We start from the raw sequence: 21,678 nt of genomic DNA, 5'->3' as shown, positions 1-21,678 counted from the left end.
CGGAAGGGCCCGCCTCCCTCGGGGGAGGCGGGCCCTTCTGCCGTTCGCTTCCGCTGCGCGCTACTGCTTCGCCGCGTTCTTCTTCTCCTCGGCGTCCTCGATGACCGCCTCCGCCACCTGCTGCATCGACATCCGCCGGTCCATCGACGTCTTCTGGATCCACCGGAACGCCGCCGGCTCCGACAGCCCGTACTGCGTCTGCAGCACGCTCTTCGCCCGGTCCACCAGCTTGCGCGTCTCCAGCCGCTGGGCGAGGTCGGCGACCTCCTTCTCCAGCGCCTTCAGCTCCGAGAACCGCGACACCGCCATCTCGATGGCCGGCACCACGTCGCTCTTGCTGAACGGCTTCACCAGGTACGCCATGGCCCCGGCGTCCCGGGCGCGCTCCACCAGGTCCCGCTGCGAGAAGGCGGTCAGCATCAGCACCGGCGCGATCGACTCCCCCGCGATCTTCTCCGCCGCGGAGATGCCGTCGAGCACGGGCATCTTCACGTCGAGGATCACCAGGTCCGGCTTGTGCTCGCGCGCCAGCTCCACGGCCGTCTGCCCGTCCCCGGCCTCCCCGACCACGGAGTAGCCCTCCTCCTCCAGCATCTCCTTGAGGTCGAGCCGGATGAGCGCCTCGTCCTCGGCGATGACGACCCGCGTCGTCAGCGGGGGAACGTGCGACTGGTCGGCGTCGGGCGTGGGCGTCGACTCGTGCTCGGCGGTCACGGTTGGCTCCTTGGGGCGGGGCAGTACTGCTCCCACGAGACTACCTAGCTCCTGTATGTTTGATGCACGGAGGGTGTTAGGTATCCTTCGTTTCGAAGGGGCCCCGGTAGCCCAGCGGTAGAGGCCATGGATTCAAAACCCATACAGCGTCGGTTCGAATCCGACCCGGGGTACTTCTCCTTCAATTCCAAGGTCGCCAACATGAATGGCGATCTTCACTCGTCGCGGTGAACGTTTCTTCGAAGATCCGCCAAGCGGGCGAAAGACACCGAGGCTCGTGGGCATGGAACACGCACCGTCCACGCGCGAGCACGCGCTCCACCTCCTGAGGCAAGGCCTGACCAACCGGGCCGTAGCCGAGCAGCTCAACGTGCCGCGCGGTACCGTCGGCTGGTGGTTGCACCAAGACCGAAAGCTTCGGGGCATCACGTACGAGCGACCCACGGACTGCCCTCGATGCCTGGGCCGCGAACTTGACTCCGCCGCTTACGCGTACCTACTCGGCCTCTATCTCGGTGACGGGCACATCGTCTCCAAGCCGAAGCAGCACCACTTATCGATCTTCTGCACCGCCTCCTGGGCCGGACTGGTAGACGCCGCTGGGCAGGCCATGAAAAGCGTCATGGCCTTGCCGAGCGTCAGCCGCGTCCAGAGGAATGGATGCATCGAGGTGAAGTCGTACACCCGGCACTGGGTCTGCCTGTTTCCTCAGCACGGGCCGGGCAAGAAGCACGAGCGGCGCATCACACTCGAACCCTGGCAGCAGGCGATCGTCGATGCCCATCCCTGGGAATTCATCCGTGGCCTGATCCATTCCGACGGGTGCCGGATCACCAACTGGACCGTCCGCACGGGCAAGCGCTACGAATATCCGCGCTACTTCTTCACCAACCACTCCGGCGACATCCTTCGCCTCTTCACCGACACCCTCGACCGACTCGGCGTCGAGTGGAAGCAGACGAACGCCTACAACATCTCGGTCGCCCGACGGGCGTCCGTCGCGCTGATGGACGCCCACGTCGGCCCCAAGTACTGACCTCGGGGCCGGGCCGGGGCCGGTCAGTGGTCCGGGTCGCCGATGTGGTGGATGCGGACCAGGTTCGTGGTGCCGGCGACGCCGGGCGGGGAGCCGGCGGTGATGACGACCACGTCGCCGGGGACGCAGCGGCCGATGCGGAGGAGTTCCTCGTCCACCTGGGCGACCATCGCGTCCGTGGAGTCCACGTGCGGGCCGAGGAAGGTCTCGACGCCCCAGGTGAGGTTGAGCTGGGAGCGGGTGGCCGGGTCGGGGGTGAAGGCGAGGAGGGGGATCGGGGAGCGGTAGCGGGAGAGGCGGCGGACGGTGTCGCCGCTCTGGGTGAAGGCGACGAGGAACTTGGCGCCGAGGAAGTCGCCCATCTCGGCGGCGGCGCGGGCGACGGCTCCGCCCTGGGTGCGGGGCTTGTTGCGTTCGGTGAGGGGCGGGAGGCCCTTGGCGAGGATGTCCTCTTCGGCGGCCTCGACGATGCGGGCCATGGTGCGGACGGTCTCGACGGGGTAGGTGCCGACGCTGGTCTCGCCGGAGAGCATGACTGCGTCGGTGCCGTCGATGACGGCGTTGGCGACGTCGGAGGCCTCGGCGCGGGTGGGCCGGCTGTTGTCGATCATCGAGTCGAGCATCTGGGTGGCGACGATGACCGGCTTGGCGTTGCGCTTGGCGAGTTTGATGGCGCGCTTCTGGACGATCGGGACCTGTTCCAGGGGCATTTCGACGCCGAGGTCGCCGCGGGCGACCATGATGCCGTCGAAGGCGGCGACGATCTCGTCGATGTTGTCGACGGCCTGGGGCTTCTCGATCTTGGCGATGACGGGGAGGCGGCGGCCCTCCTCGTCCATGATGCGGTGGACGTCCTTGATGTCGGCGGCGTTGCGGACGAAGGAGAGGGCGATGACGTCGGCGCCGGTGCGGAGGGCCCAGCGGAGGTCTTCGACGTCCTTGTCGGAGAGGGCGGGGACGGAGACGGCGACGCCGGGGAGGTTGAGGCCCTTGTGGTCGGAGACCATGCCGCCTTCGATGACGGTGGTGTGGACGTGGGGGCCGTCGACGGAGGTGACTTCGAGGGTGACGCGGCCGTCGTCGACGAGGATGCGTTCGCCGGGGGTGACGTCGGCGGCGAGGCCCTGGTAGGTGGTGCCGCAGGTGTGGCGGTCGCCCTGGTGGTCTTCGGTGGTGATGGTGAAGGTGTCGCCGCGTTCGAGTAGTACGGGGCCTTCGCGGAATCGGCCGAGGCGGATCTTCGGGCCTTGAAGATCGGCGAGGATGCCGACGCTGCGGCCGGTCTCGTCGGAGGCCTTTCGTACGCGCTGGTAGCGCTCCTCGTGTTCGGCGTAGGTGCCGTGGCTGAGGTTGAGGCGGGCGATGTCCATTCCGGCTTGGACCAGGGCTTCGATCTGGTCGTACGAGTCGGTGGCGGGCCCCAGGGTGCATACGATTTTCGCTCGGCGCATGGGGCGAGCGTATGCCCTACCAGGCAGTAGCGAATGGGCTCCTGATGTCCACTCAACCACCTTTGGGGAAAAGGTTGTTGACAATTGTTGAATGGGCGAGGGGGTGCTCGGATGAGCACCCCCGGAACGCCGGGTTCTACAGTCGTGGCGGGGTCATCGTGAAGCGGGCGTTGACCTGGGCGTGGACGGTCTGGCGCTGGGGTTCGAGGTCGAGGGGCGGGGCGGTGTCCTCGGCGGCGCCGAAGGCCATGGCGCGCATGGCGCCGCCGGGGGCTGCCATGGCGACGGGGACGGCGTTGTCGGCGCCGAGGTCGGCGAGTTCGATGAGGGCGGCGAGGTCGGCGCCGAGGGCTTCGGCGTACTCCCGGGCGCGCTGTACGGCTTCGAGTACGGCTTGGCGGCGGGCCCGGCCGTGGGCCGGCGAGTCGGGGCGCAGGGCCCACCAGGGGCCGTCGACGCGGGTGAGTTCGAGGTCGGCGAGGCGGGTGGTGAGTTCGCCGAGTGCGGTGAAGTCGTTGAGTTCGGCGGTGATGTGGACGCGGCCGTGGTAGGCGCGGACGCGTTCGCCGCGGCCGTGGCGGGTGAGTTCGGGGGTGATGGAGAAGGCGCCGGTCTCGATCTTCTCGACGGGTTCGCCGTAGCTCTTGAGGAGGTCGAGGACGGTGTTGTTGCGGCGGGTGAGGTCTTCGAGGGCGGTGCGGCGGTCGGTGCCGCGGGCGTTGACGGTGATGCCGATGCGGGCGATCTCGGGGTCGACTTCGAGGTGCGCCTCGCCGCGGACGGCGACGCGGGGCACTTCGGGGGTTCCGTAGGGCTGGTGTGCCGCTTCCTGGGTCATGGGGCCACTCTCGCACCGTCGCCCGTTCGGGGGCAGAATCTACGCGCGTTGTGCAACGCACGCTGATGTTGATGAGGCCTCATGAGGGAGTTGGGTATGGGTTTCGACCGCAGGAAGTTCCTGGGGAGTTCGGCCGTGACGGGGGCGGCCGTGGCGCTGGCCGGGACGGGGGCCGCTCCGGCGGCGGCCGCCGCGGAGCCGGGGCGCGGGGCGCGGCCGCGGACGTACGCGTTCACGGTGATGGGGACGACCGATCTGCACGGGAACGTCTTCAACTGGGACTACTTCACGGACCGGGAGTTCGACGACAAGGCGCACAACGACGTGGGTCTGGCGAAGATCTCGACGCTGGTGGAGCGGGTGCGGGCGGAGCGCGGCCGGGGGAACACCCTGCTGATCGACGCGGGTGACACGATCCAGGGGACGCAGCTGTCGTACTACTACGCGAAGGTGGACCCGATCACGGCGCGGCGGGGGCCGGTGCACCCGATGGCGCAGGCGATGAACGCGATCGGGTACGACGCGGCGGCGCTGGGGAACCACGAGTTCAACTACGGGATCGAGGTGCTGCGGAAGTTCGAGGAGCAGTGCGACTTCCCGTTGCTGGGGGCGAACGCGCTGGACGCGCGGTCGTTGCGGCCGGCGTTCCCGCCGTACAGCATGCACCGGCTGCGGACGCCGTGCGGGCGGGACGTGAAGGTGGCGGTGCTGGGGCTGACGAACCCGGGGATCGCGATCTGGGACAGGGCGCACGTGCAGGGGAGGATGACGTTCCCGGGGCTGGAGGAGCAGGCGGCGAAGTACGTGCCGCGGCTGCGGTCGATGGGGGCGGACGTGGTGATCGTGTCGGCCCATTCGGGTTCGAGCGGGACGTCGTCGTACGGGGACCAGTTGCCGTACGTGGAGAACGCGGCGGCTCTGGTGGCGGAGCAGGTGCCGGGGATCGACGCGGTCCTGGTGGGGCACGCGCACACGGAGATCCCCGAGTACCGGGTGCGGAACGAGGTGACCGGCAGGGACGTGGTGCTGTCGGAGCCGCTGAAGTGGGGTCAGCGGCTGACGCTGTTCGACTTCGAGCTGACGTGGGTGAAGGGCCGCTGGTCGGTGTCCTCGGTGTCGGCGAGCGTGCTGAACTCGAACACGGTGGAGGAGGACCCGCGCATCACGCGGCTGCTTCAGGACGAGCACCGCAAGGTGGTCGCGTACGTGAACCAGGTGATCGGCACGTCGACGGCGGCGATGTCGTCGGCCGAGGGGCCGGTGAAGGACGTGCCGGTGATCGACCTGATCAACCACGTGCAGGCGGAGACGGTGCGGGCGGCGCTGGTGGGGACGGAGTGGGCGGCGCTGCCGGTGCTGTCGCAGGCTTCGTGCTTCTCGCGGTCGGCGGCGATCCCGGCGGGGCAGGTGACGATCCGGGACGCGGCGGGGCTGTACCCGTTCGAGAACACGCTGGAGGCGCGGCTGCTGACGGGTGCCCAGGTGAAGGACTACCTGGAGTTCTCGGCGAGGTACTTCGTGCAGACGGCGCCCGGTGCTCCGGTGGACCCGGCGAGGCTGACGAACGCGGAGGGTGTGCCGGACTACAACTACGACGCGGTGTACGGGCTGGCGTACGAGATCGACATCGCGCGTCCGGTGGGGTCGCGGATCACCGGTCTGTCGTTCCGGGGTGAGCCGGTGGATCCGGCGGCGCGGTTCGTGCTGGCGGTGAACAACTACCGGGCGTCCGGTGGTGGGGCGTTCCCGCACGTGGCGGGGGCGCGGCAGCTGTGGGCGAACTCGGACGAGATACGCAACACGATCATCCAGTGGGTGAAGGCGGCGGGGACGGTGGATCCGGCGCGGTTCGCCTCGGTGGACTGGCGGCTGACCCGCGCCGGGGTCCCGGTGTTCTAGCGGTCGGCGTTCAGAGGTGTTCGACGAGTGGGAGCAGGTCGCCGGCCGCGGGCCGGGGGTGCTGCTCCCGCTGGTCGAGGCCGAAGGTGGTGAAGGCGGTGCGGGTGGGCTGGGGGTAGGGGGTCTCGCCGGTGAGCGCGTTGAGGATGGTGGCGCTGCGCCAGGCGATGAGGCCGAGGTCGGGGGCGCCGACGCCGTGGGTGTGGCGTTCGGCGTTCTGGACGTAGACGGAGCCGGTGACGGAGGGGTCGAGGACCATGCGGTAGTGGTCGTCGATGCGGGGGCGGCCGGCGGAGTCCTTGCGGATGTAGGGGTCGAGTCCGGCGAGGAGGCGGGTGAGGGGGCGTTCCTGGTAGCCGGTGGCGAGGATGACGGCGTCGGTGGTGAGGCGTGAGCGGGTGCCCTGCTCGGTGTGTTCGAGGTGGAGTTCGACCTTGGTGGTGGCGACGCGGCCGGCGGTGCGGACGTTGACTCCGGGGGTGAGGACGACGTCGGGCCAGCCGCCGTCGAGGGTGCGGCGGTAGAGCTCGGCGTGGATGGCGGCGATGGTGTCGGTGTCGATGCCCTTGTGGAGTTGCCACTGGGCGGGGACGAGGCGGTCGCGGACGGTTTCCGGGAGGGCGTGGAAGTAGCGGGTGTAGTCGGGGGTGAAGTGTTCCAGGCCGAGCTTGGAGTACTCCATGGGGGCGAAGGAGGCGGTCCGGGCGAGCCAGGTGAGGCGTTCGCGTCCGGTGGGGCGGGCGCGGAGGAGGTCGAGGAAGACTTCGGCGCCGGACTGGCCGGAGCCGATGACGGTGACGTGTCCGGCGGCGAGGACGCGTTCGCGGTTGTCGAGGTAGTCGGCCGAGTGGATGACGGGGACGGTGGGGGCGTCGGCGAGGGGGCGGAGGGGTTCGGGGACGAAGGGGGCGGTGCCGATGCCGAGGGCGAGGTTGCGGGTGTGGGTGCGGCCGAGTGCTTCGGCTTCCCCGTCGGCGTCGAGCTGGGTGAAGTCGACTTCGAAGAGGTCGTGTTCGGGGTTCCAGCGGACGGCGTCGACCTGGTGGCCGAAGTGGAGTCCGGGGAGGCTGTCGGCGACCCAGCGGCAGTAGGCGTCGTATTCGGCGCGCTGGATGTGGAAGCGCTCGGCGAAGTAGAAGGGGAAGAGCCGTTCCCGGTCCTTGAGGTAGTTGAGGAAGGTCCAGGGGCTGGCGGGGTCGGCGAGGGTGACCAGGTCGGCGAGGAAGGGCACCTGGAGGGTGGCTCCGTCGATGAGGAGTCCGGGGTGCCAGCGGAAGTCGCGGCGCTGGTCGTAGAAGGCGGTGGTGGGGGCCGCTCCGGTGCGCCCGGGGCGGCGCAGGCCGTCGGCGAGGGCGGCGAGGGAGAGGTTGGCGGGGCCGATGCCGACTCCGACGAGGTCGTGGGGGGTATCGGGTTGGGCGGCGGTCATCGGTCACGTGCCTTCCGTGGTGCCGAGGAGGAGCTGTACGAGGGCGTCCAGGTCTCCTGGGGTGGTGTGGGGGTTGAGGAGGGTGGCCTTGAGCCAGAGCCGTCCGTCCGCGGTGGTCCGGCCGAGGACGGCGTGGCCGTTGTGGAGGAGGGTGCGGCGGAGGGTGGCGAGGTCCTCGTCGGGGGTGCCGGTGGGGCGGAAGAGGACGGTGCTGAGGGCCGGTGGGGCGTGGAGTTCGAAGCGGGGGTGGGCTTCGAGGAGTGCGGCGAGGTGCCGGGCGGCTTCCAGGGTGTGGGTGAGGAGCCGGGTGAGGCCGTCGCGGCCGAGGGCGCGGAGCGTGACGGCGATCTTGAGGGCGTCCGCGCGGCGGGTGGTGCGCAGGGAGCGGCCGAGGAGGTCGGGCAGGCCGGCTTCGGTGTCGTCGGGGGCGTTGAGGTAGTCGGCCTGGTGGGCGAGGGGGGCGAGGAGGGTGGTGTCGGGTACGGCGAGGAGGCCGGCGGCGACCGGCTGCCAGCCGAGTTTGTGGAGGTCGAGGGTGAGGGAGCGGCCGCGGTCGAGGCCGTTGAGGAGGGCGCGGTGACGGGGGTCGGCGCTGAGGGCGAGGAGGCCGCCGTAGGCGGCGTCGACGTGGAGGTCGGCGCCGTGCCGGTCGCATACGTCGGCGAGGGCGGGGAGGGGGTCGACGAGGCCGGCGTCGGTGGTGCCGGCGGTGGCGGTGACGAGGGCGGGGCCGGGGATGCGGGTGAGGGCCTCGTCGAGGGTGGCGGGGTCGAGGGTTCCGCCGGGGGTGGGGAGTGCGGTGGCCGGGGGGAGGCCGAGGAGCCAGGCGGACCGGGGTACGGAGTGGTGGGCGTTGGCTCCGTGGATGACGGTGAGGGCGGGGCCGTGGCGTTCGCGGGCGAGGAGGAGGGCGAGCTGGTTGGCTTCGGTGCCGCCGGTGGTGAGGACGGCGTCGGGGTGGGGGTGGCCGGGGTGGAGTTCGGCGGCGAGGGCGCGGGTGAGGAGGGTTTCGAGGGCGGAGGCGGCGGGGGCCTGGTCCCAGGAGTCGAGTGAGGGGTTGAGGGCGGAGGCGGCGAGGTCGGCGGCGGCCGCGACGGCGAGGGGCGGGGTGTGGAGGTGGGCCGCGCAGTGGGGGTGGGCGGGGTCGGCGCTGCCGGCGGCGAGGGCGTGGACGAGGGTGGTGAGGGCTTCGCCCGCGCCGGTGCCGTGTTCGGGGAGGGGGGTGCCGAGGGCGTCGCGGAGCCGTGCGGTGACGTCGGCGGGGCCGCCGGCGGGGAGGGGGCCGCCGCGGTCCTTCGCTCCCGCGTGGAGGGCGGTGAGCACCGCGTCGAGGAGGGGGCGCAGGGCGTCGGGGCCCGGTTCGCCGCCGGCGAGCGGGGGGAGGGGGGCGGGGGCGGGGGCGGGCTGCGCGGGCATGGGGTCCTCGGGGCGTGACCGGGTGGCGGGGGTCGCCACCCGGTCAGCCCAACGATCGGACCCCGGTGCGGGTAACCGCCGGTTCCGGCCAGTTCCCCCTCTTGCGGGGGGCGGGTGGGGGCCGGGCGGCGTGCGGGGCGGTCGGCGTGCGGGCGGTCAGTGGCTGGGGTCAGCGGGTGCGGACGCTCACCGCCCGGGAGAGGTCGTCCAGCTGGTCGACCAGCTTGCGGCGGAAGAGCGGGAGGATGTCGGCGTTCTCCAGGGTGGTGCGGCCGAGGGCGAGGTTGTCCTCGTCGATGGCGTAGGCGGGGAACGCGTGGCGGCCGGCGGCTTCGCCGATGGCGGGTCCGCGGCGGTCGGCGAGGGCGACGGCGTCGGTGTAGAAGCGGGCGACGTAGGGCTGGGTCAGGTCGGTCTGCTCCGGCTGCCAGAAGCCCTGGGCGGTGGCGGTGAACAGGTAGTTGGAGAGGGAGTCGTCGGAGAACATGCGCTGCCAGGCGGCCTCCTTGGCTCCGGCGTCGGGGAGGGCCGCTCGGCAGCGGGCGGCGCCTTCCCGGCCGGTGGCACTGGGGTCGGCTTCGAGGGCGGCGGCGATCTCGGGTTCCCCGGCGGCTCCGAGGACGGCGAGCCGGGTGAGGATGCGCCAGCGCAGTTCGGGGTCGAGTTCGGGGCCGCCCGCGACGGTGCCGTCGGCGAGCCAGGCGGCGATGGCGTCGGGCTGGGTGGCGTTGTCGATCAGCGCGCGTACGGCGGCGAGGCGCAGGCCGGGCGCGGAGCCGTCCTCGGTGCGGCGGATCAGCGCGCGGGCCACGGAGGTGATCAGGTTGAGGGCGGCCGGGCGGTCCTGGGCCGGTACGTAGCGGTCGGCAACCTGGGTGCGGGCGAAGCCGAGGACGCCCTGGACGATGGCGAGGTCGGTCTCGTCCGTGAGGTGGGCGTGGACGGTGCGCAGGTAGGCGTCGGGGTCGAGTTCGCCGTCGCGGACCATGTCGCGGAGGGAGTTCCAGACGACGGCGCGGGTGAGGGGTGAGGGGATGCGGGAGAGGCCTTCGGCGGCGGCTTCCCGGGAGGCGGGGTCGAGGCGGACCTTGGCGTAGGTGAGGTCGCCGTCGTTGAGGAGCAGGAGGGCGGGGCGGGGCCCGGCGACGGAGAGCACCTCGTCGGTGGGGACGTCGAGGGGGATGCGGTCGCGTAGTTCCAGTGCGCCGTCGTGGGTGCGGTCGTAGAGGCCGGCGACGATGTGGTGCGGGCGGCTGCCGTTGCGGTCGACGGTGAGGGTCCAGCCGCCGGGGCTTTCCTCGAGCCGGGGGGTGAGGGTGTCGGTGCCGGTGGTGCGGAGCCAGGTGTCGGCCCAGGCGTGGACGTCCCGGTCGGTGTTCGCGGCGAGGGAGTCGACGAAGTCGGCGAGGGAGGCGTTGGCGAACTTGTGGCGGGCGAAGTGGGTGTTGATGCCGGCCAGGAAGTCCTTCTCGCCGAGCCAGGCGACGAGCTGGCGGAGGGCGGAGGCGCCCTTGGCGTAGGAGATGCCGTCGAAGTTCAGGAGGGCGGAGGCGGTGTCGGGGACGCCGTCGGGGTCGGGGGCGACGGGGTGGGTGGAGGGCCGCTGGTCGGCGTCGTACCCCCAGGCCTTGCGGGTCACGCCGAACTCGGTCCAGGTGTCGCTGAAGCGGGTGGCTTCGGCGGCGGTCTGGTAGCCCATGTACTCGGCGAAGGACTCGTTCAGCCAGATGTCGTCCCACCAGCGGAGGGTGACGAGGTCGCCGAACCACATGTGGGCCATCTCGTGGGAGATGACCATGGCGCGGGTCTGGCGTTCGGTGTCGGTGACGGCGGAGCGGTAGATGAACTCGTCGCGGAAGGTGACGAGGCCGGGGTTCTCCATGGCGCCCGCGTTGAATTCGGGGACGAAGGCCTGGTCGTAGGAGTCGAACGGGTAGGGCTCGGTGAACTTCTCCTGGTACCGGTCGAAGCAGGCCTTGGTGATGGTGAGGATCTCGTCTGCGTCGGCGTCCATGTGGGGGGCGAGGGACTGCCGGCAGTGGATGCCGAAGGGCAGGCCGGCGTGCTCGGTGGTCAGGGAGTGCCAGGGGCCTGCGGCTACGGCGGCGAGGTAGGTGGAGATGACGGGGGTGGGGGCGGTGCGCCAGGTGGCGGCGCCGGTTCCGTGGGTGGCCGTGCCGTCGGTGCCGGGGCCGGTGGGGTCCGTGCCGTCGGTGCCGGGGCCGGTGCCGTCTGCGCCGTCGGTGCCGGGGCCGGTGCCGTCTGCGCCGTCGGTGTCGCGGGTGCCGGTGCGTTCGGCGATGCCGTTGGCGAGGACGGTCCAGTCGGCGGGGGCGGTGACCTCGAACTCGAAGACGGCCTTGAGGTCGGGCTGGTCGAAGGCGGCGAAGACGCGCTGGACGTCGTCCATGAACATCTGGGTGTAGACGTAGGTGCGGCCGTCGGCGGGGTCGGTGAAGCGGTGCATGCCCTCGCCGGTGCGCGAGTAGCGCATGCGGGTCTCGACGCGCAGCTCGTGGGGGCCTTCGGTGAGGCCGGTGAGCGGGAGGCGGTTGTCGGTGAGGGTCGCCGGGTCGAGGGGGTGGCCGTCGAGGGTGGCGGCGCGGAGCTCCTCGGGTTTCAGTTCGACGAAGGTGTCGGCCGCCGCGCGGGTGGTGAAGCGGATGACGGTGGTCGAGTCGAACGTGGTGTCGTCGCCGGTGAGGTCGAGGGTGACCGTGTAGCGGTGGACGTCGAGGAGCGTGGCGCGGGTCTGCGCTTCGTCGCGCGTGAGAACGGGCATGGGGTCATGCTGCCTCACCAGGCGGTTTCGCCCCAGGGGGTCACTCTTCGCCGGCGGCGATCGTCTCGTGGTGGCGGATGACCTCGGCGATGATGAAGTTGAGGAGCTTCTCGGCGAAGGCGGGGTCGAGCTTGGCGTTCTCGGCGAGCTGGCGGAGGCGGGCGATCTGGCTGGCCTCGCGGGCCGGGTCGGCGGGCGGCAGGTGGTGCTTGGCCTTGAGGTGGCCGACCTGCTGGGTGCACTTGAAGCGTTCGGCGAGCATGTGGACCACGGCCGCGTCGATGTTGTCGATGCTGTCCCGGAGGCGGGCCAGTTCGGCGGTGATGTTCTCGTCGATGTCGCTGGTGTTCATGGTGGACGAGCTTACGTGGCGGGGGGTGGGCGGGTCCGGGGGCGGTCGGAGGGTGAGACGGGGCGTGTGGGGCGTTGTGGGGCGGGGTGGGGTGGGGCGGGGCCCGGGCTGAAGCGGGGGCCGGCGGGGCCGGCGGGGCCGGGGGGCCGGGGGCCGGGGGGGGGGGGGGGGGGGGGGGGGGGGGGGGGGGGGGGGGCGGGGGGGGGGGGGGGGGGGGGGGCGCCGGGGCCCCCGGGGCCCCCGGGCAGGGGTGTCCGGGACTGCATGATTTACGGCGCCCGCGAGGGGCTTGGCGGTGGGGCGGGGGTCGCGCCGCAAATCACGCTTTACGTCCCGGACACCCCAGCCCTCCGCCCCCGTCCCCCGGCGGCGCGGTGGTCCGGCGGCGCGGTCGTCCGGCACGGTCCCCCGGCGGCGTGGTGTTGCGGCGGCGTGGGCTTTCGGCCGGCCGGGGGAGAGGGAGGGCAGGTGGCCGCTGGTGGTCGGGGTCGTGGGGGCGGTCGGGGGTTGGGGGAGGGCAGGTGGGGGGGGTCAGAGGGGGAGGAGGGCGGTGACCAGCCAGCCGCCTTCGGGGGTGGGGGCGGCGGTGAGGGTGCCGCCGAGGGCCTCGGCGCGTTCGGTCATGCCGGCCAGGCCGTAGCCGCCTCCCCGGGCCGCTTCGGAGAGGCGGGCGGGGCGGCCGCCGTCGTCGGCGACGCGGAGTTCGAGGCCGGTGGGGACGCTGCGCAGGCCGACGCGGACGGCGGTGGCGGTGGAGGCGTGTTTGGCGACGTTGGTGAGGGCTTCGAGGACGATGCGGTGGGCGGTGGCGGCGACGTCGGCGGGGACGCGGTCCTCCAGGCCGGGTTCGACGTGGAGGACGACGGGCGGGCCGGTGGCCGAGAACCGTTCGGTGAGGTCGCGGATCTGGCGGAGTCCGGCGACGGGGGTGGTCGGGGCGTCGTCCTCGCGGAGGACCTTGACGAGGCGGCGCATGGAGCCGAGGGCTTCGTCGCCGGCGGTCGCGATGCGGGCGAGGACGGCGTCGGCGCGTTCGGGTTCGGTGTGGGCGCGGGTGAAGCGGGCGGCGCGGGCCTCGACGACGATGCCGGTGACGTGGTGGGCGACGAGGTCGTGGAGTTCGCGGGCGAGTTCCAGGCGTTCGGCGGTGCGTACGGCGCGCACCTCGCGGTCGCGTTGGACGGCCTGGAGGCGCAGGAGCAGGGAGTAGGCGCCGACGACGACGGCGAGGACGGAGAAGAGGAGGGTGAACCGACCGGGGTCGACGTCGCGGACGGGCACGGCCGTGCAGCCCAGGCCCAGGGCGGGGCCGAGGACGGCGGCGGTGCGGGCGGGGGCGTGCAGCAGTACGCCGGAGAGGAGGACGAGCAGGGCGATGGCCTCGCCGATGCCCCAGACGGCGATGGGGAGGTTGGTGAGGATGAGGGTGAGGGTGGCCGTCCAGGTGACGACGGCGGCGAAGGTGGCGCGGCCGACGAGCGGCAGGCGGGGCCAGGGGGCGGCGCTGAGGCAGACGAGTACGCCGGAGCACCAGACGACGGCGTGCGGGAAGGTCGGCTGGCGGGCGAGGGCGATGCCTTCGAAGGTGACCAGGCCGAGCAGGACGACGGTGAGGGCGAGGCGGGCGAGGCCGGCGGCGCGGGGGTGGTGGCGGGCCCACCGGCTGAGGGGGCTCACGGGGGTCAGGGGGCGGTGGCGGCGAGGCCGCTTTCCCAGGCCCAGGCGGCGATCTCGACGCGGTTGCGGGCGTCGAGCTTGGCCTGGACGTTGGCGAGGTGGGTCTTGACGGTGGAGAGGGAGACGTAGAGCTCGGCGGCGATCTCGGCGTTGGTCAGGCCGCGGGCGAGGCAGCGCACGACGTCCCGTTCGCGTTCCGTGAGGGGTTCGGCGGGGCGCCGGGCGGCTCCGGCCGCGGTGGTGCGGGGGGCCATCTCGCGGAGCAGGCGGACGGTGATGGCCGGGGAGACCAGGGAGTCGCCGACCGCGGCGGCGCGGACGGCTTCGACGAGCATGGCGGGGCTGGCGTCCTTGAGGAGGAAGCCGGAGGCTCCGCCGTGGAGTGCCGCGTGGACGTATTCGTCGAGGTCGAAGGTGGTGACGATGACGATGCGGGGCGAGGTGGGGTGGCCGGCGAGCCGGCGGGTGACCTCCAGGCCGTCCATCCGGGGCATCCGGATGTCGAGGAGGAGGACGTCCGGCCGGTGCTGCTCCACGGCGGCGAGGGCGGCCTCGCCGTCGACGACGTCGGCGACCACCTCCATGTCGGGCTGGCTCTCCAGGATCATCCGGAAGCCGGTCCTGACCATGTCCTGGTCGTCCGCGATGACCACGCTGATCGTCATGCGCTGCCTGCCCCACTGTCGCCGCCGTCGATGATGCTGTCCGCTGCCCGTGCGTCCCGCCCGGCGAGGCCCGGGCGTTCCCCACCATGGGACCGGGGTGCGGGGTGGTCCGCAACCGCAGTGCGGGCCGTTCGCCGGGGCGGGCCGGTCGGGCCGCCGGGTGTCTTCGAGGCCGGGGAGTCGCGGCGGGTGGTACCTCGTCCTTCCGGTCGGTCCAGGACCGGCCGGAAGGACGAGTGGGGCGGGGTCGGTCAGAGCGTCGCGGCGGCGCTCTTGATCGCGCTGGCGAAGGTGGAGACCTCGGTGTAGACGCCGGGGTAGTCGGGGCGGGCGCAGCCGATGCCCCAGCTGGTGATGCCGACCTGGATCCAGGCGCCGGTGTCGTCTCGGCGGAACATGGGGCCGCCGGAGTCGCCCTGACAGGTGTCGACGCCGCCGACGTCGAGCCGGCCGGCGCAGATCTCCTCGTTCGGGATGATGTCGCCGCTGTAGGCGGCCTGGCAGTCGGCGTCGGAGACGAACGGCACGTTGGCCTTCATCAGGTAGCGCTGCTGGCCGCCGCCCTCGCGGGTGGCGCCCCAGCCGGCGACGGTGAAGGTGCCGTTGTCGTACTGCTTGGTCTCGGCGATCTTGAGGGTGGGCAGGTTGATCGGCTGGGCGAGCTTGATCAGGGCCCAGTCCTTGCCGGAGCCGTTGTAGCCGGGGGCGCGGTAGATCTTGGTGGACCTGACCTTGATGGCGCTGGAGCTGTTGAGGTCGACGACTCCGGCGGTGGCGGTGATGGAGGTGTTGTTGCCGGACGCGCCGACGCAGTGGGCGGCGGTGAGGACGACCTGCTGGGTGAGGAGGGTGCCGCCGCAGCCCATGGAGAGGCGGACCATCCAGGGGAACTCGCCCTGGGCGGCGCGGACTCCGCCGACGATGGGGGTGGGCACGGGGGCGGGGGCGGCGCTGGCGCCGGCCGGCTGGAGGCTCACGGCGGCGAGGGCGACGGCGCCGGTGGCGAGGGCGCGCCGGACGGAACGGGTACGGGACATGGTGGACACGCTGCCTTTCGTGGGGGGTTGGGCCTTGCGTGTGCATGTCATCGGGTGAATGACGGGTTCATGTCACACCCTGGGCGGCGGGCGCCGCAAGAACGGGTTTCCGGCCAACTTGCGGCCGGGGAAGGGGATTTGCGGGGCACAGGCCGGTCCGCGAGAGACCCGGGGGTCGGGTGGGCCGCCTGCGACAAGATCGACGGTGATTCACCTGACGGATGCGAGAAGTTTCCTACCGACCAGTAGACAAGGGGTGGTTCCCAGCCGATTCTGGGCGCGTACATGCCAATCCCCACTTCGAGGAGCGCCCCCACATGCGCCACTTCCGCAGGCTCGCCACCGCCACCGGTACCGCCGCGGCCGCCGCCGCGCTGATGCTCGTCCCCGCGTCCCCGGCGACCGCCGCGCCGGCGGCAGCTCCGGCCGCCGTCACCGCGTCCACGAGTTGGGCGCCCGGCGGCAACGCCGCCATCCTCGGCATCGACTACGGCACCTGGAAGCGCGACGTCGCCGCCGTGATCGGCCAGGCCCGCCCGTACGTCGAGCAGCGGATCGGGAACTCGCCGGCCGGCGAGAAGCCCGCGATCGTCCTCGACATCGACAACTCGTCGCTGGAGACGGACTTCCACTGGTTCTGGACGTACCCGACCCCGGCCATCTCCGAGGTCCGGGACCTCGTCCGGTACGCGCACGAGCGGGGTGTCGCGGTGTTCTTCGTGACGGCCCGGCCCGGGATCATCCACTCGCTCACCGAGCACAACCTGAAGGCCGTGGGGTACCCGGTGACGGGGCTGTACGTGCGGGACCTGCCGGACCTGTTCCACGAGGTCAGCACGTACAAGACGGCGAAGCGGGCGGAGATCGAGGCGCGGGGCTACACGATCATCGCGAACATCGGGAACAAGCCGGGCGATCTGGTGGGCGGGCACGCGGAGCGGACGTTCAAGCTGCCGGACTACGACGGCAAGCTGTCCTGACACGGTTCGGGCCCGGCCCCCTGGCGAGGGGCCGGGCCCGATCCGCAACTCGTGCGATGGGGGGTTCTTACCCGCCCGTTCCCCACCCGAACCCCCTCCCCCGCCCCGACCCCCGAACGGCCCCGGGCCCGTGGCTCCGCCGAGTGCGGCCTCCGAAGCGGGAGCGGCGCCCGAGGAGACCGGACGGGAGCTCCGCCCGGGCAGGTGCTGCCGGACCGCAGGGCGGGCTACGTGCCGTACGAGGGGAGGGGGGCCCGCGCGGTGGTGAGGAGTTCGGCCGCGGCTTCGCCGGCCTCCGCGGGGGTCCAGCGGGACTCGCGCGTCGCCGTCGGGCCCGGCCGCCAGCCGTCCATCACCGTGATCCGGCCGCCCTCCACCTCGAAGACCCGGCCCGTCACCCCCGCCGACGCCGCCGAGCCGAGCCAGACCACCAGGGGGGACACGTTCTCCGGGGCCATCGCGTCGAAGCCGCCGGCCGCTGGGGCGGCCATCGCGCCGGCGAAGGTGCGTTCCGTCATCCGGGTCCGGGCCGCCGGGGCGATCGCGTTGACCTGGATCCCGTACCGACCCAGTTCGGCGGCGGCCACCAGCGTCAGCCCCAGGATCCCGGCCTTGGCCGCGCTGTAGTTGCCCTGACCGACCGAACCGAGCAGGCCCGCGCCCGAGGACGTGTTGACCACCCGCGCCGCGACCTCCCGGCCGGCCTTCGACTCCGCCCGCCACCAGGCCGCCGCGTGCTTCAGCGGCAGGAAGTGCCCCTTGAGGTGGACCCGCATCACCGCATCCCAGTCGTCCTCCTCCAGGTTGACCAGCATCCGGTCCCGCAGGAAACCCGCGTTGTTGACCAGCGTGTCCAGCCGGCCGTACGTGTCCAGCGCGCACGCCACCAGCGTGGCCGCTCCCCCGCCGGAGGCGATGTCGCCGCCGTGGGCCACCGCCTCGCCGCCGGCGGCCCGGATCTCCGCCACCACCTCCTCCGCCGGTGAGGTGGACCTGCCGGCCGACCCGTCCAGTCCCACGCCCAGGTCGTTGACCACGACCCGCGCGCCCTCCGCCGCGAACGCGAGCGCGTGGGCGCGGCCCAGCCCTCGCCCCGCCCCGGTCACCACCGCCACGCGGCCCTCGCACAGTCCCGCCATGTCACGCCTCCTTGTTGGCCGTTGCCGCGTCCAGGAACGCCGGACGTTCGCCGCCCCCGTGCACCAGCAGGCTCGCCCCGCTGACGTATCCCGCCCGGTCCGAGGCGAGGAAGACCGCCGCCGCCCCCACGTCCGCCGGCTCGGCGAGCCGGCCCAGCGGGACGGTGGCGCCGACCGCCGCGATCCCCGCCCCGTCGCCGTAGTGCAGGTGCGCGAGTTCGGTGCGCACCATGCCGAGGACCAGCGTGTTGACCCGCACTTCGGGCGCCCATTCCACGGCCATCGAGCGGGCCAGGTTCTCCAGTCCCGCCTTGGCCGCCCCGTAGGCCGCCGTGCCCGGCGAGGGCCGGGTGCCGCTGACGCTGCCGACCATCACCACCGACCCGCGGGCCGCCCGCAGGTGTGGGTGGGCGGCGAGCGAGGCCGTCATCGGGGCCAGCAGGTTCAGCTCCAGGACGCGGGCGTGCCGTTCGGGACCGCCCTCGTCCAGCGGCCGGTACGGGGTGCCGCCCGCGTTGTTGACCAGGCAGTCGAGCCGCCCGTACTGCCGCGCGACCGTGTCGAAGAGCTCCCGTACGGCGTCCCCGTCGCGCAGGTCGACCGGGTGGTGGTCGGCGGTGCGGCCGCCTTCCGCCACCGGCCGGTCCGGCGGCCGGCGCGCGCAGACGACGACCCGCGCGCCGGCCGCGAGGAACGCCCGGGCGATCCCGGCACCGACGCCCCGGGTGCCGCCGGTGACGACGACGACCCTCCCGTCCAGCTCCATGGGCTGCTACCTTCCTCACCTAACAAATGTTTGGTGGAAAGGTAGCTGATCCGCTCATGGGTGTCTCCACCTCCAGCCCCGACAAGGGCATCGCACTGGTCACGGTCGACTTCCCACCCGTCAACGCCCTGCCCGTGAAGGGCTGGTACGAGCTCGCCGACGCCCTGCGCGCCGCCGGACGCGACCCCGGGACGAGGTGCGTCGTCCTGGCGGCCGGCGGCCGCGGCTTCAACGCCGGCGTGGACATCAAGGAGATGCAGCGCGACAGCGGCCACCAGGCCCTGATCGGCGCCAACCGGGGCTGCTTCGAGGCCTTCGCCGCCGTGTACGAGTGCGAGGTCCCGGTGGTCGCGGCCGTACGGGGCTTCTGCCTGGGCGGCGGCATCGGCCTGGTGGGCAACGCGGACGCGATCGTCGCCGCCGAGGACGCCGTCTTCGGCCTGCCGGAACTCGACCGGGGTGCCCTCGGCGCCGCCACCCACCTGGCCCGGCTCGTCCCCCAGCACCTGATGCGGGCGCTGTACTACACCTCCCGCACCGCCACCGCCGCCGAGCTGCACGCCCACGGTTCGGTCTGGCGGGTGGTGCCGGCCGGCGAACTGGAGGACGCCGCCCTCGACCTGGCCCGCGAGATCGCCCGCAAGGACGGCTACCTGCTCCGCCTGGCCAAGGCCGCCATCAACGGCATCGACCCCGTGGACGTGCGCCGCAGCTACCGCTTCGAGCAGGGCTTCACCTTCGAGGCCAACCTCAGCGGCGTCGCCGACCGGGTCCGTGACACCTTCGGGAAGGCGGGAGAGGACCGATGACGACCAGGCGCGACAAGCTGATGACCCCCGACGAGGTGGCCGGCCGGCTGCGCAGCGGCATGACCCTCGGCATCGGCGGCTGGGGGTCCCGCCGGAAGCCCATGGCCCTGGTCCGGGCCCTGCTCAGGTCGGACGTCACCGACCTGACCGTGGTCTCGTACGGCGGCCCGGACGTCGGTGTGCTCGCCGCCGCCGGCCGGATCCGCAGGCTCGTCGCCCCCTTCGCCACCCTCGACTCCATCCCGCTGGAGCCGCACTTCCGGGCCGCCCGGGAGGGCGGGGCCATCGAACTGACCGAGCTCGACGAGGCCATGTTCATGTGGGGACTGCACGCCGCCGCCAACCGGCTCCCGTTCCTGCCCGTCCGGGCCGGCCTCGGCTCCGACGTCATGCGGGTCAACCCGCGGCTGCGGACCGTGCGCTCGCCCTACGACGACGGCGAGGAGTTCGTCGCCGTCCCCGCCCTGCGCATGGACGCCGCCCTGGTCCACCTCAACCGGGCCGACCGGTTCGGCAACGGCCAGTACCTGGGCCCCGACCCGTACTTCGACGACCTGTTCTGCGAAGCCGCCGACTCCGCGTACCTCTCCTGCGAGGCCGTCGTCGAGCCCGCCGAACTCACCCGGTCCGGGCCGCCGCAGTCCCTGCTGGTCAGCCGGCACTCCGTCACCGGCGTCGTGGAGAGTCCGAACGGCGCCCACTTCACCTCCTGCGCCCCCGACTACGGCCGGGACGAGCCCTTCCAGAAGTTGTACGCCACCACCCCCTGGCCCGAGTTCTCCGCCCGCTTCCTGTCCGGCGCGGGCGAACACGACTACCAGTCGGCCGTCCGGGCCTGGCACAAGGAGCAGCAGTGAGCACGCGGGAAGCGACGACCGGACCGGCGGCGGCCACCCGGGCCGAGTACTGCGTGATCGCCTGCGCCGAGGCCTGGCGCGGCGACGGGGAGGTCCTGGCCAGCCCGATGGGCCTGATCCCCTCGATCGGCGCCCGGCTGGCCAGGCACACCTTCTCCCCCGACCTGCTGCTCACCGACGGCGAGGCCATGCTGCTCGCGCCGGACGGCTCCGTGGAGGGCTGGCTCCCGTACCGGCGGCACCTGGCCATGGTCACCGGCGGGCGGCGGCACGTCATGATGGGCGCCAGCCAGATCGACCGCTACGGCAACCAGAACATCTCCTGCATCGGGGACTGGGAGCGGCCCGACCGCCAGCTGCTCGGGGTGCGCGGTGCCCCCGTCAACACCCTCAACAACCCGGTCAGCTACTGGGTGCCGCGGCACTCCACCCGGGTGTTCGTGGAGCGGGTGGACATGGTCAGCGGGGTGGGCCATGACCGGGCGGCCGCGGCCGGGCCGGCCGCGACCCGCTACCACCGGCTCGGGCGGGTGGTCTCCGACCTCGGCGTGTTCGACTTCGCCACCCCGGACCGCCGGATGCGGCTGGTGTCCCTGCATCCCGGTGTCGCCCTGGACGAGGTCCGGGCGGCCACCGGGTTCGAGCTGGCCGTCCCGGAGGGGGTGCCCCGTACCCGCGAGCCGGACCAGGAGGAACTCCGGCTGATCCGTGAGGTGCTCGATCCGCGCGGGCTGCGGGATCGGGAGGTGCGGTCCTGATGGCCGTGCTGGAGACGGCCCTGACCAAGCTGACCGGCGTGCGGTACCCCATCGTGCAGACCGGCATGGGCTGGGTGGCCGGGCCGCGCCTGGTGTCGGCCACCGCGAACGCCGGCGCACTGGGGATCCTGGCCTCCGCCACGATGACCGTGGACCAGCTGCGCGCGGCGGTCCGCGAGGTCAAGTCGCGTACGGACGCCCCCTTCGGGGTCAACCTGCGGGCGGACGCCGGGGACGCCGGCGACCGGGTGCGGCTGATCGTCGAGGAGGGGGTGCGGGTCGCGTCGTTCGCGCTCGCCCCGTCCCGGGAGCTGATCGCCGAGCTGAAGGAGGCCGGTGTGGTGGTGGTGCCCTCGATCGGGGCCCGCCGGCACGCCGAGAAGGTCGCCGCCTGGGGTGCGGACGCGGTGATCGTGCAGGGCGGGGAGGGCGGCGGCCACACCGGGGACGTGGCGACCACCGTCCTGCTGCCCCAGGTCGTGGACGCGGTGGACATCCCGGTGGTCGCGGCGGGCGGCTTCCACGACGGGCGGGGTCTCGCCGCCGCCCTCTGCTACGGGGCCGCCGGCGTCGCGATGGGCACCCGCTTCCTGCTGACCTCCGACTCCACGGTGCCGGACGCGGTCAAGGCCCGGTACCTGGCGGCCGGGGTGAAGGACGTCACCGTCACCACCGCCGTCGACGGGCTGCCGCACCGGATGCTGCGCAGCGAGCTCGTCGACTCGCTGGAGCGGGCGGGCCGCGCACGGGCCCTGGCCCGGGCCGTGCGGCACGCGGCCGGGTTCCGGCGGATCTCCGGCCTGTCCTGGTCGCGGATGGTCCGGGACGGGCTGGCGATGAAGCACGGCAAGGACCTGTCCTGGAGCCAGGTGCTGCTCGCCGCCAACACCCCCATGCTCCTGAAGGCGTCCATGGTCGAGGGGCGTACGGACCTCGGCGTCATGGCATCCGGCCAGGTCGCGGGCGTCATCGAGGACCTTCCCTCGTGTGCGGAGCTCGTCGGCCGCGTGATGGCCGAGGCACACGAAGTACTGCACTCGCTCGGCGCCCTGCCACCACCAGGGTGAACCCTC

19 protein-coding genes and 1 tRNA gene are annotated in these 21,678 nt (G+C 72.7%); 8 read left to right on the top strand and 12 right to left on the bottom strand.

The genetic code is table 11. The features are described from left to right. Window positions 1-60: 60 nt before the first annotated feature. Window positions 61-714 (bottom strand): ANTAR domain-containing response regulator, encoded by a 654-nt coding sequence (locus ACFY61_RS01645; RefSeq protein WP_389465480.1) that lies wholly within the window; start codon window positions 712-714, stop codon window positions 61-63. Window positions 715-814: 100 nt separating this feature from the next. Here ACFY61_RS01645 and ACFY61_RS01640 point away from each other — a divergent pair. Both ACFY61_RS01640 and ACFY61_RS01635 read left to right on the top strand, forming a co-directional pair. Beyond that, a tRNA-Leu gene (locus ACFY61_RS01640) sits at window positions 815-887 on the top strand. A gap of 110 nt (window positions 888-997) precedes the next feature. Continuing rightward, window positions 998-1,750 carry a helix-turn-helix domain-containing protein gene (locus ACFY61_RS01635; RefSeq protein ID WP_389465923.1) on the top strand — a complete coding sequence of 251 codons (753 nt, stop codon included), beginning with the start codon at window positions 998-1,000 and terminating at the stop codon, window positions 1,748-1,750. Window positions 1,751-1,773: 23 nt separating this feature from the next. On the opposite strand, the gene pyk is transcribed toward ACFY61_RS01635, so the two are convergent. Continuing rightward, entirely contained in the window at window positions 1,774-3,201 is a 1,428-nt protein-coding gene (pyk, locus tag ACFY61_RS01630) for a pyruvate kinase (RefSeq protein ID WP_389465477.1), read from the bottom strand. A gap of 136 nt (window positions 3,202-3,337) precedes the next feature. Then, on the bottom strand, window positions 3,338-4,039 hold the full coding sequence (locus ACFY61_RS01625) for an SIMPL domain-containing protein (RefSeq protein WP_389465474.1): 702 nt from the start codon (window positions 4,037-4,039) through the stop codon (window positions 3,338-3,340). A 96-nt stretch (window positions 4,040-4,135) separates the two neighbouring features. Between ACFY61_RS01625 and ACFY61_RS01620 the strand changes: the two genes are divergently transcribed. Then, window positions 4,136-5,938, top strand: a complete 1,803-nt coding sequence (locus tag ACFY61_RS01620) for a bifunctional metallophosphatase/5'-nucleotidase (protein WP_389465920.1) — start codon at window positions 4,136-4,138, stop codon at window positions 5,936-5,938. A 10-nt stretch (window positions 5,939-5,948) separates the two neighbouring features. Here the strand turns inward: ACFY61_RS01620 and ACFY61_RS01615 are convergent, their stop codons facing one another. From ACFY61_RS01615 to ACFY61_RS01585, 7 genes are all read right to left on the bottom strand, one after another. Next, window positions 5,949-7,367, bottom strand: coding sequence for a lysine N(6)-hydroxylase/L-ornithine N(5)-oxygenase family protein (locus tag ACFY61_RS01615; protein ID WP_389465471.1), 1,419 nt, complete (start codon window positions 7,365-7,367; stop codon window positions 5,949-5,951). A 3-nt stretch (window positions 7,368-7,370) separates the two neighbouring features. Then, window positions 7,371-8,783 carry a pyridoxal phosphate-dependent decarboxylase family protein gene (locus ACFY61_RS01610; protein ID WP_389465469.1) on the bottom strand — a complete coding sequence of 471 codons (1,413 nt, stop codon included), beginning with the start codon at window positions 8,781-8,783 and terminating at the stop codon, window positions 7,371-7,373. A gap of 169 nt (window positions 8,784-8,952) precedes the next feature. Beyond that, a complete protein-coding gene (gene pepN, locus ACFY61_RS01605; RefSeq protein ID WP_389465467.1) occupies window positions 8,953-11,565 on the bottom strand; it encodes an aminopeptidase N in 2,613 nt (870 codons plus the stop codon). Between the two features lie 40 nt (window positions 11,566-11,605). Continuing rightward, window positions 11,606-11,917: a chorismate mutase gene (locus ACFY61_RS01600; RefSeq protein ID WP_389465466.1), complete on the bottom strand. Its 312-nt coding sequence runs from the start codon at window positions 11,915-11,917 to the stop codon at window positions 11,606-11,608. 531 nt (window positions 11,918-12,448) lie between these two features. Further along, on the bottom strand, window positions 12,449-13,594 hold the full coding sequence (locus ACFY61_RS01595; RefSeq protein ID WP_389465464.1) for a sensor histidine kinase: 1,146 nt from the start codon (window positions 13,592-13,594) through the stop codon (window positions 12,449-12,451). A 5-nt stretch (window positions 13,595-13,599) separates the two neighbouring features. Next, window positions 13,600-14,259: a response regulator gene (locus tag ACFY61_RS01590; RefSeq protein WP_389465462.1), complete on the bottom strand. Its 660-nt coding sequence runs from the start codon at window positions 14,257-14,259 to the stop codon at window positions 13,600-13,602. A gap of 251 nt (window positions 14,260-14,510) precedes the next feature. Then, window positions 14,511-15,296 (bottom strand): serine protease, encoded by a 786-nt coding sequence (locus ACFY61_RS01585; RefSeq protein WP_389465460.1) that lies wholly within the window; start codon window positions 15,294-15,296, stop codon window positions 14,511-14,513. A 317-nt stretch (window positions 15,297-15,613) separates the two neighbouring features. On the opposite strand from ACFY61_RS01585, the gene ACFY61_RS01580 reads away from it, so the two are divergent. After that, window positions 15,614-16,276 carry an HAD family acid phosphatase gene (locus ACFY61_RS01580; protein ID WP_389465458.1) on the top strand — a complete coding sequence of 221 codons (663 nt, stop codon included), beginning with the start codon at window positions 15,614-15,616 and terminating at the stop codon, window positions 16,274-16,276. Between the two features lie 227 nt (window positions 16,277-16,503). On the opposite strand, the gene ACFY61_RS01575 is transcribed toward ACFY61_RS01580, so the two are convergent. Then, the gene (locus tag ACFY61_RS01575) at window positions 16,504-17,415 is read right to left on the bottom strand and encodes an SDR family oxidoreductase (RefSeq protein ID WP_389465456.1); all 912 of its coding nucleotides are present in this window, start codon (window positions 17,413-17,415) and stop codon (window positions 16,504-16,506) included. Between the two features lies 1 nt (window position 17,416). Further along, window positions 17,417-18,181: an SDR family oxidoreductase gene (locus ACFY61_RS01570; protein ID WP_389465453.1), complete on the bottom strand. Its 765-nt coding sequence runs from the start codon at window positions 18,179-18,181 to the stop codon at window positions 17,417-17,419. 56 nt (window positions 18,182-18,237) lie between these two features. Between ACFY61_RS01570 and ACFY61_RS01565 the strand changes: the two genes are divergently transcribed. From ACFY61_RS01565 to ACFY61_RS01550, 4 genes are read left to right on the top strand one after another with little or no spacing between them, the layout of a single operon-like run. After that, window positions 18,238-18,990, top strand: coding sequence for an enoyl-CoA hydratase family protein (locus tag ACFY61_RS01565; protein ID WP_389465450.1), 753 nt, complete (start codon window positions 18,238-18,240; stop codon window positions 18,988-18,990). Continuing rightward, complete coding sequence (locus tag ACFY61_RS01560) at window positions 18,987-19,847, top strand: CoA transferase subunit A (protein WP_389465448.1); 861 nt, start codon at window positions 18,987-18,989, stop codon at window positions 19,845-19,847. The genes ACFY61_RS01565 and ACFY61_RS01560 overlap by 4 nt, the downstream gene beginning before the upstream one ends. Continuing rightward, window positions 19,844-20,605 (top strand): CoA-transferase subunit beta, encoded by a 762-nt coding sequence (locus ACFY61_RS01555; RefSeq protein ID WP_389465445.1) that lies wholly within the window; start codon window positions 19,844-19,846, stop codon window positions 20,603-20,605. The genes ACFY61_RS01560 and ACFY61_RS01555 overlap by 4 nt, the downstream gene beginning before the upstream one ends. 8 nt (window positions 20,606-20,613) lie before the next feature. Beyond that, complete coding sequence (locus ACFY61_RS01550; protein ID WP_389465918.1) at window positions 20,614-21,672, top strand: NAD(P)H-dependent flavin oxidoreductase; 1,059 nt, start codon at window positions 20,614-20,616, stop codon at window positions 21,670-21,672. Window positions 21,673-21,678: the final 6 nt, after the last annotated feature.

This window comes from Streptomyces sp. NPDC012888 (assembly GCF_042900645.1).
In the GTDB taxonomy this organism is placed as follows: Bacteria; Actinomycetota; Actinomycetes; order Streptomycetales; family Streptomycetaceae; genus Streptomyces.
The sequence above is the reverse complement of the archived record's forward strand: the minus strand, read 5'-3'. Positions and strand labels throughout refer to the sequence as shown.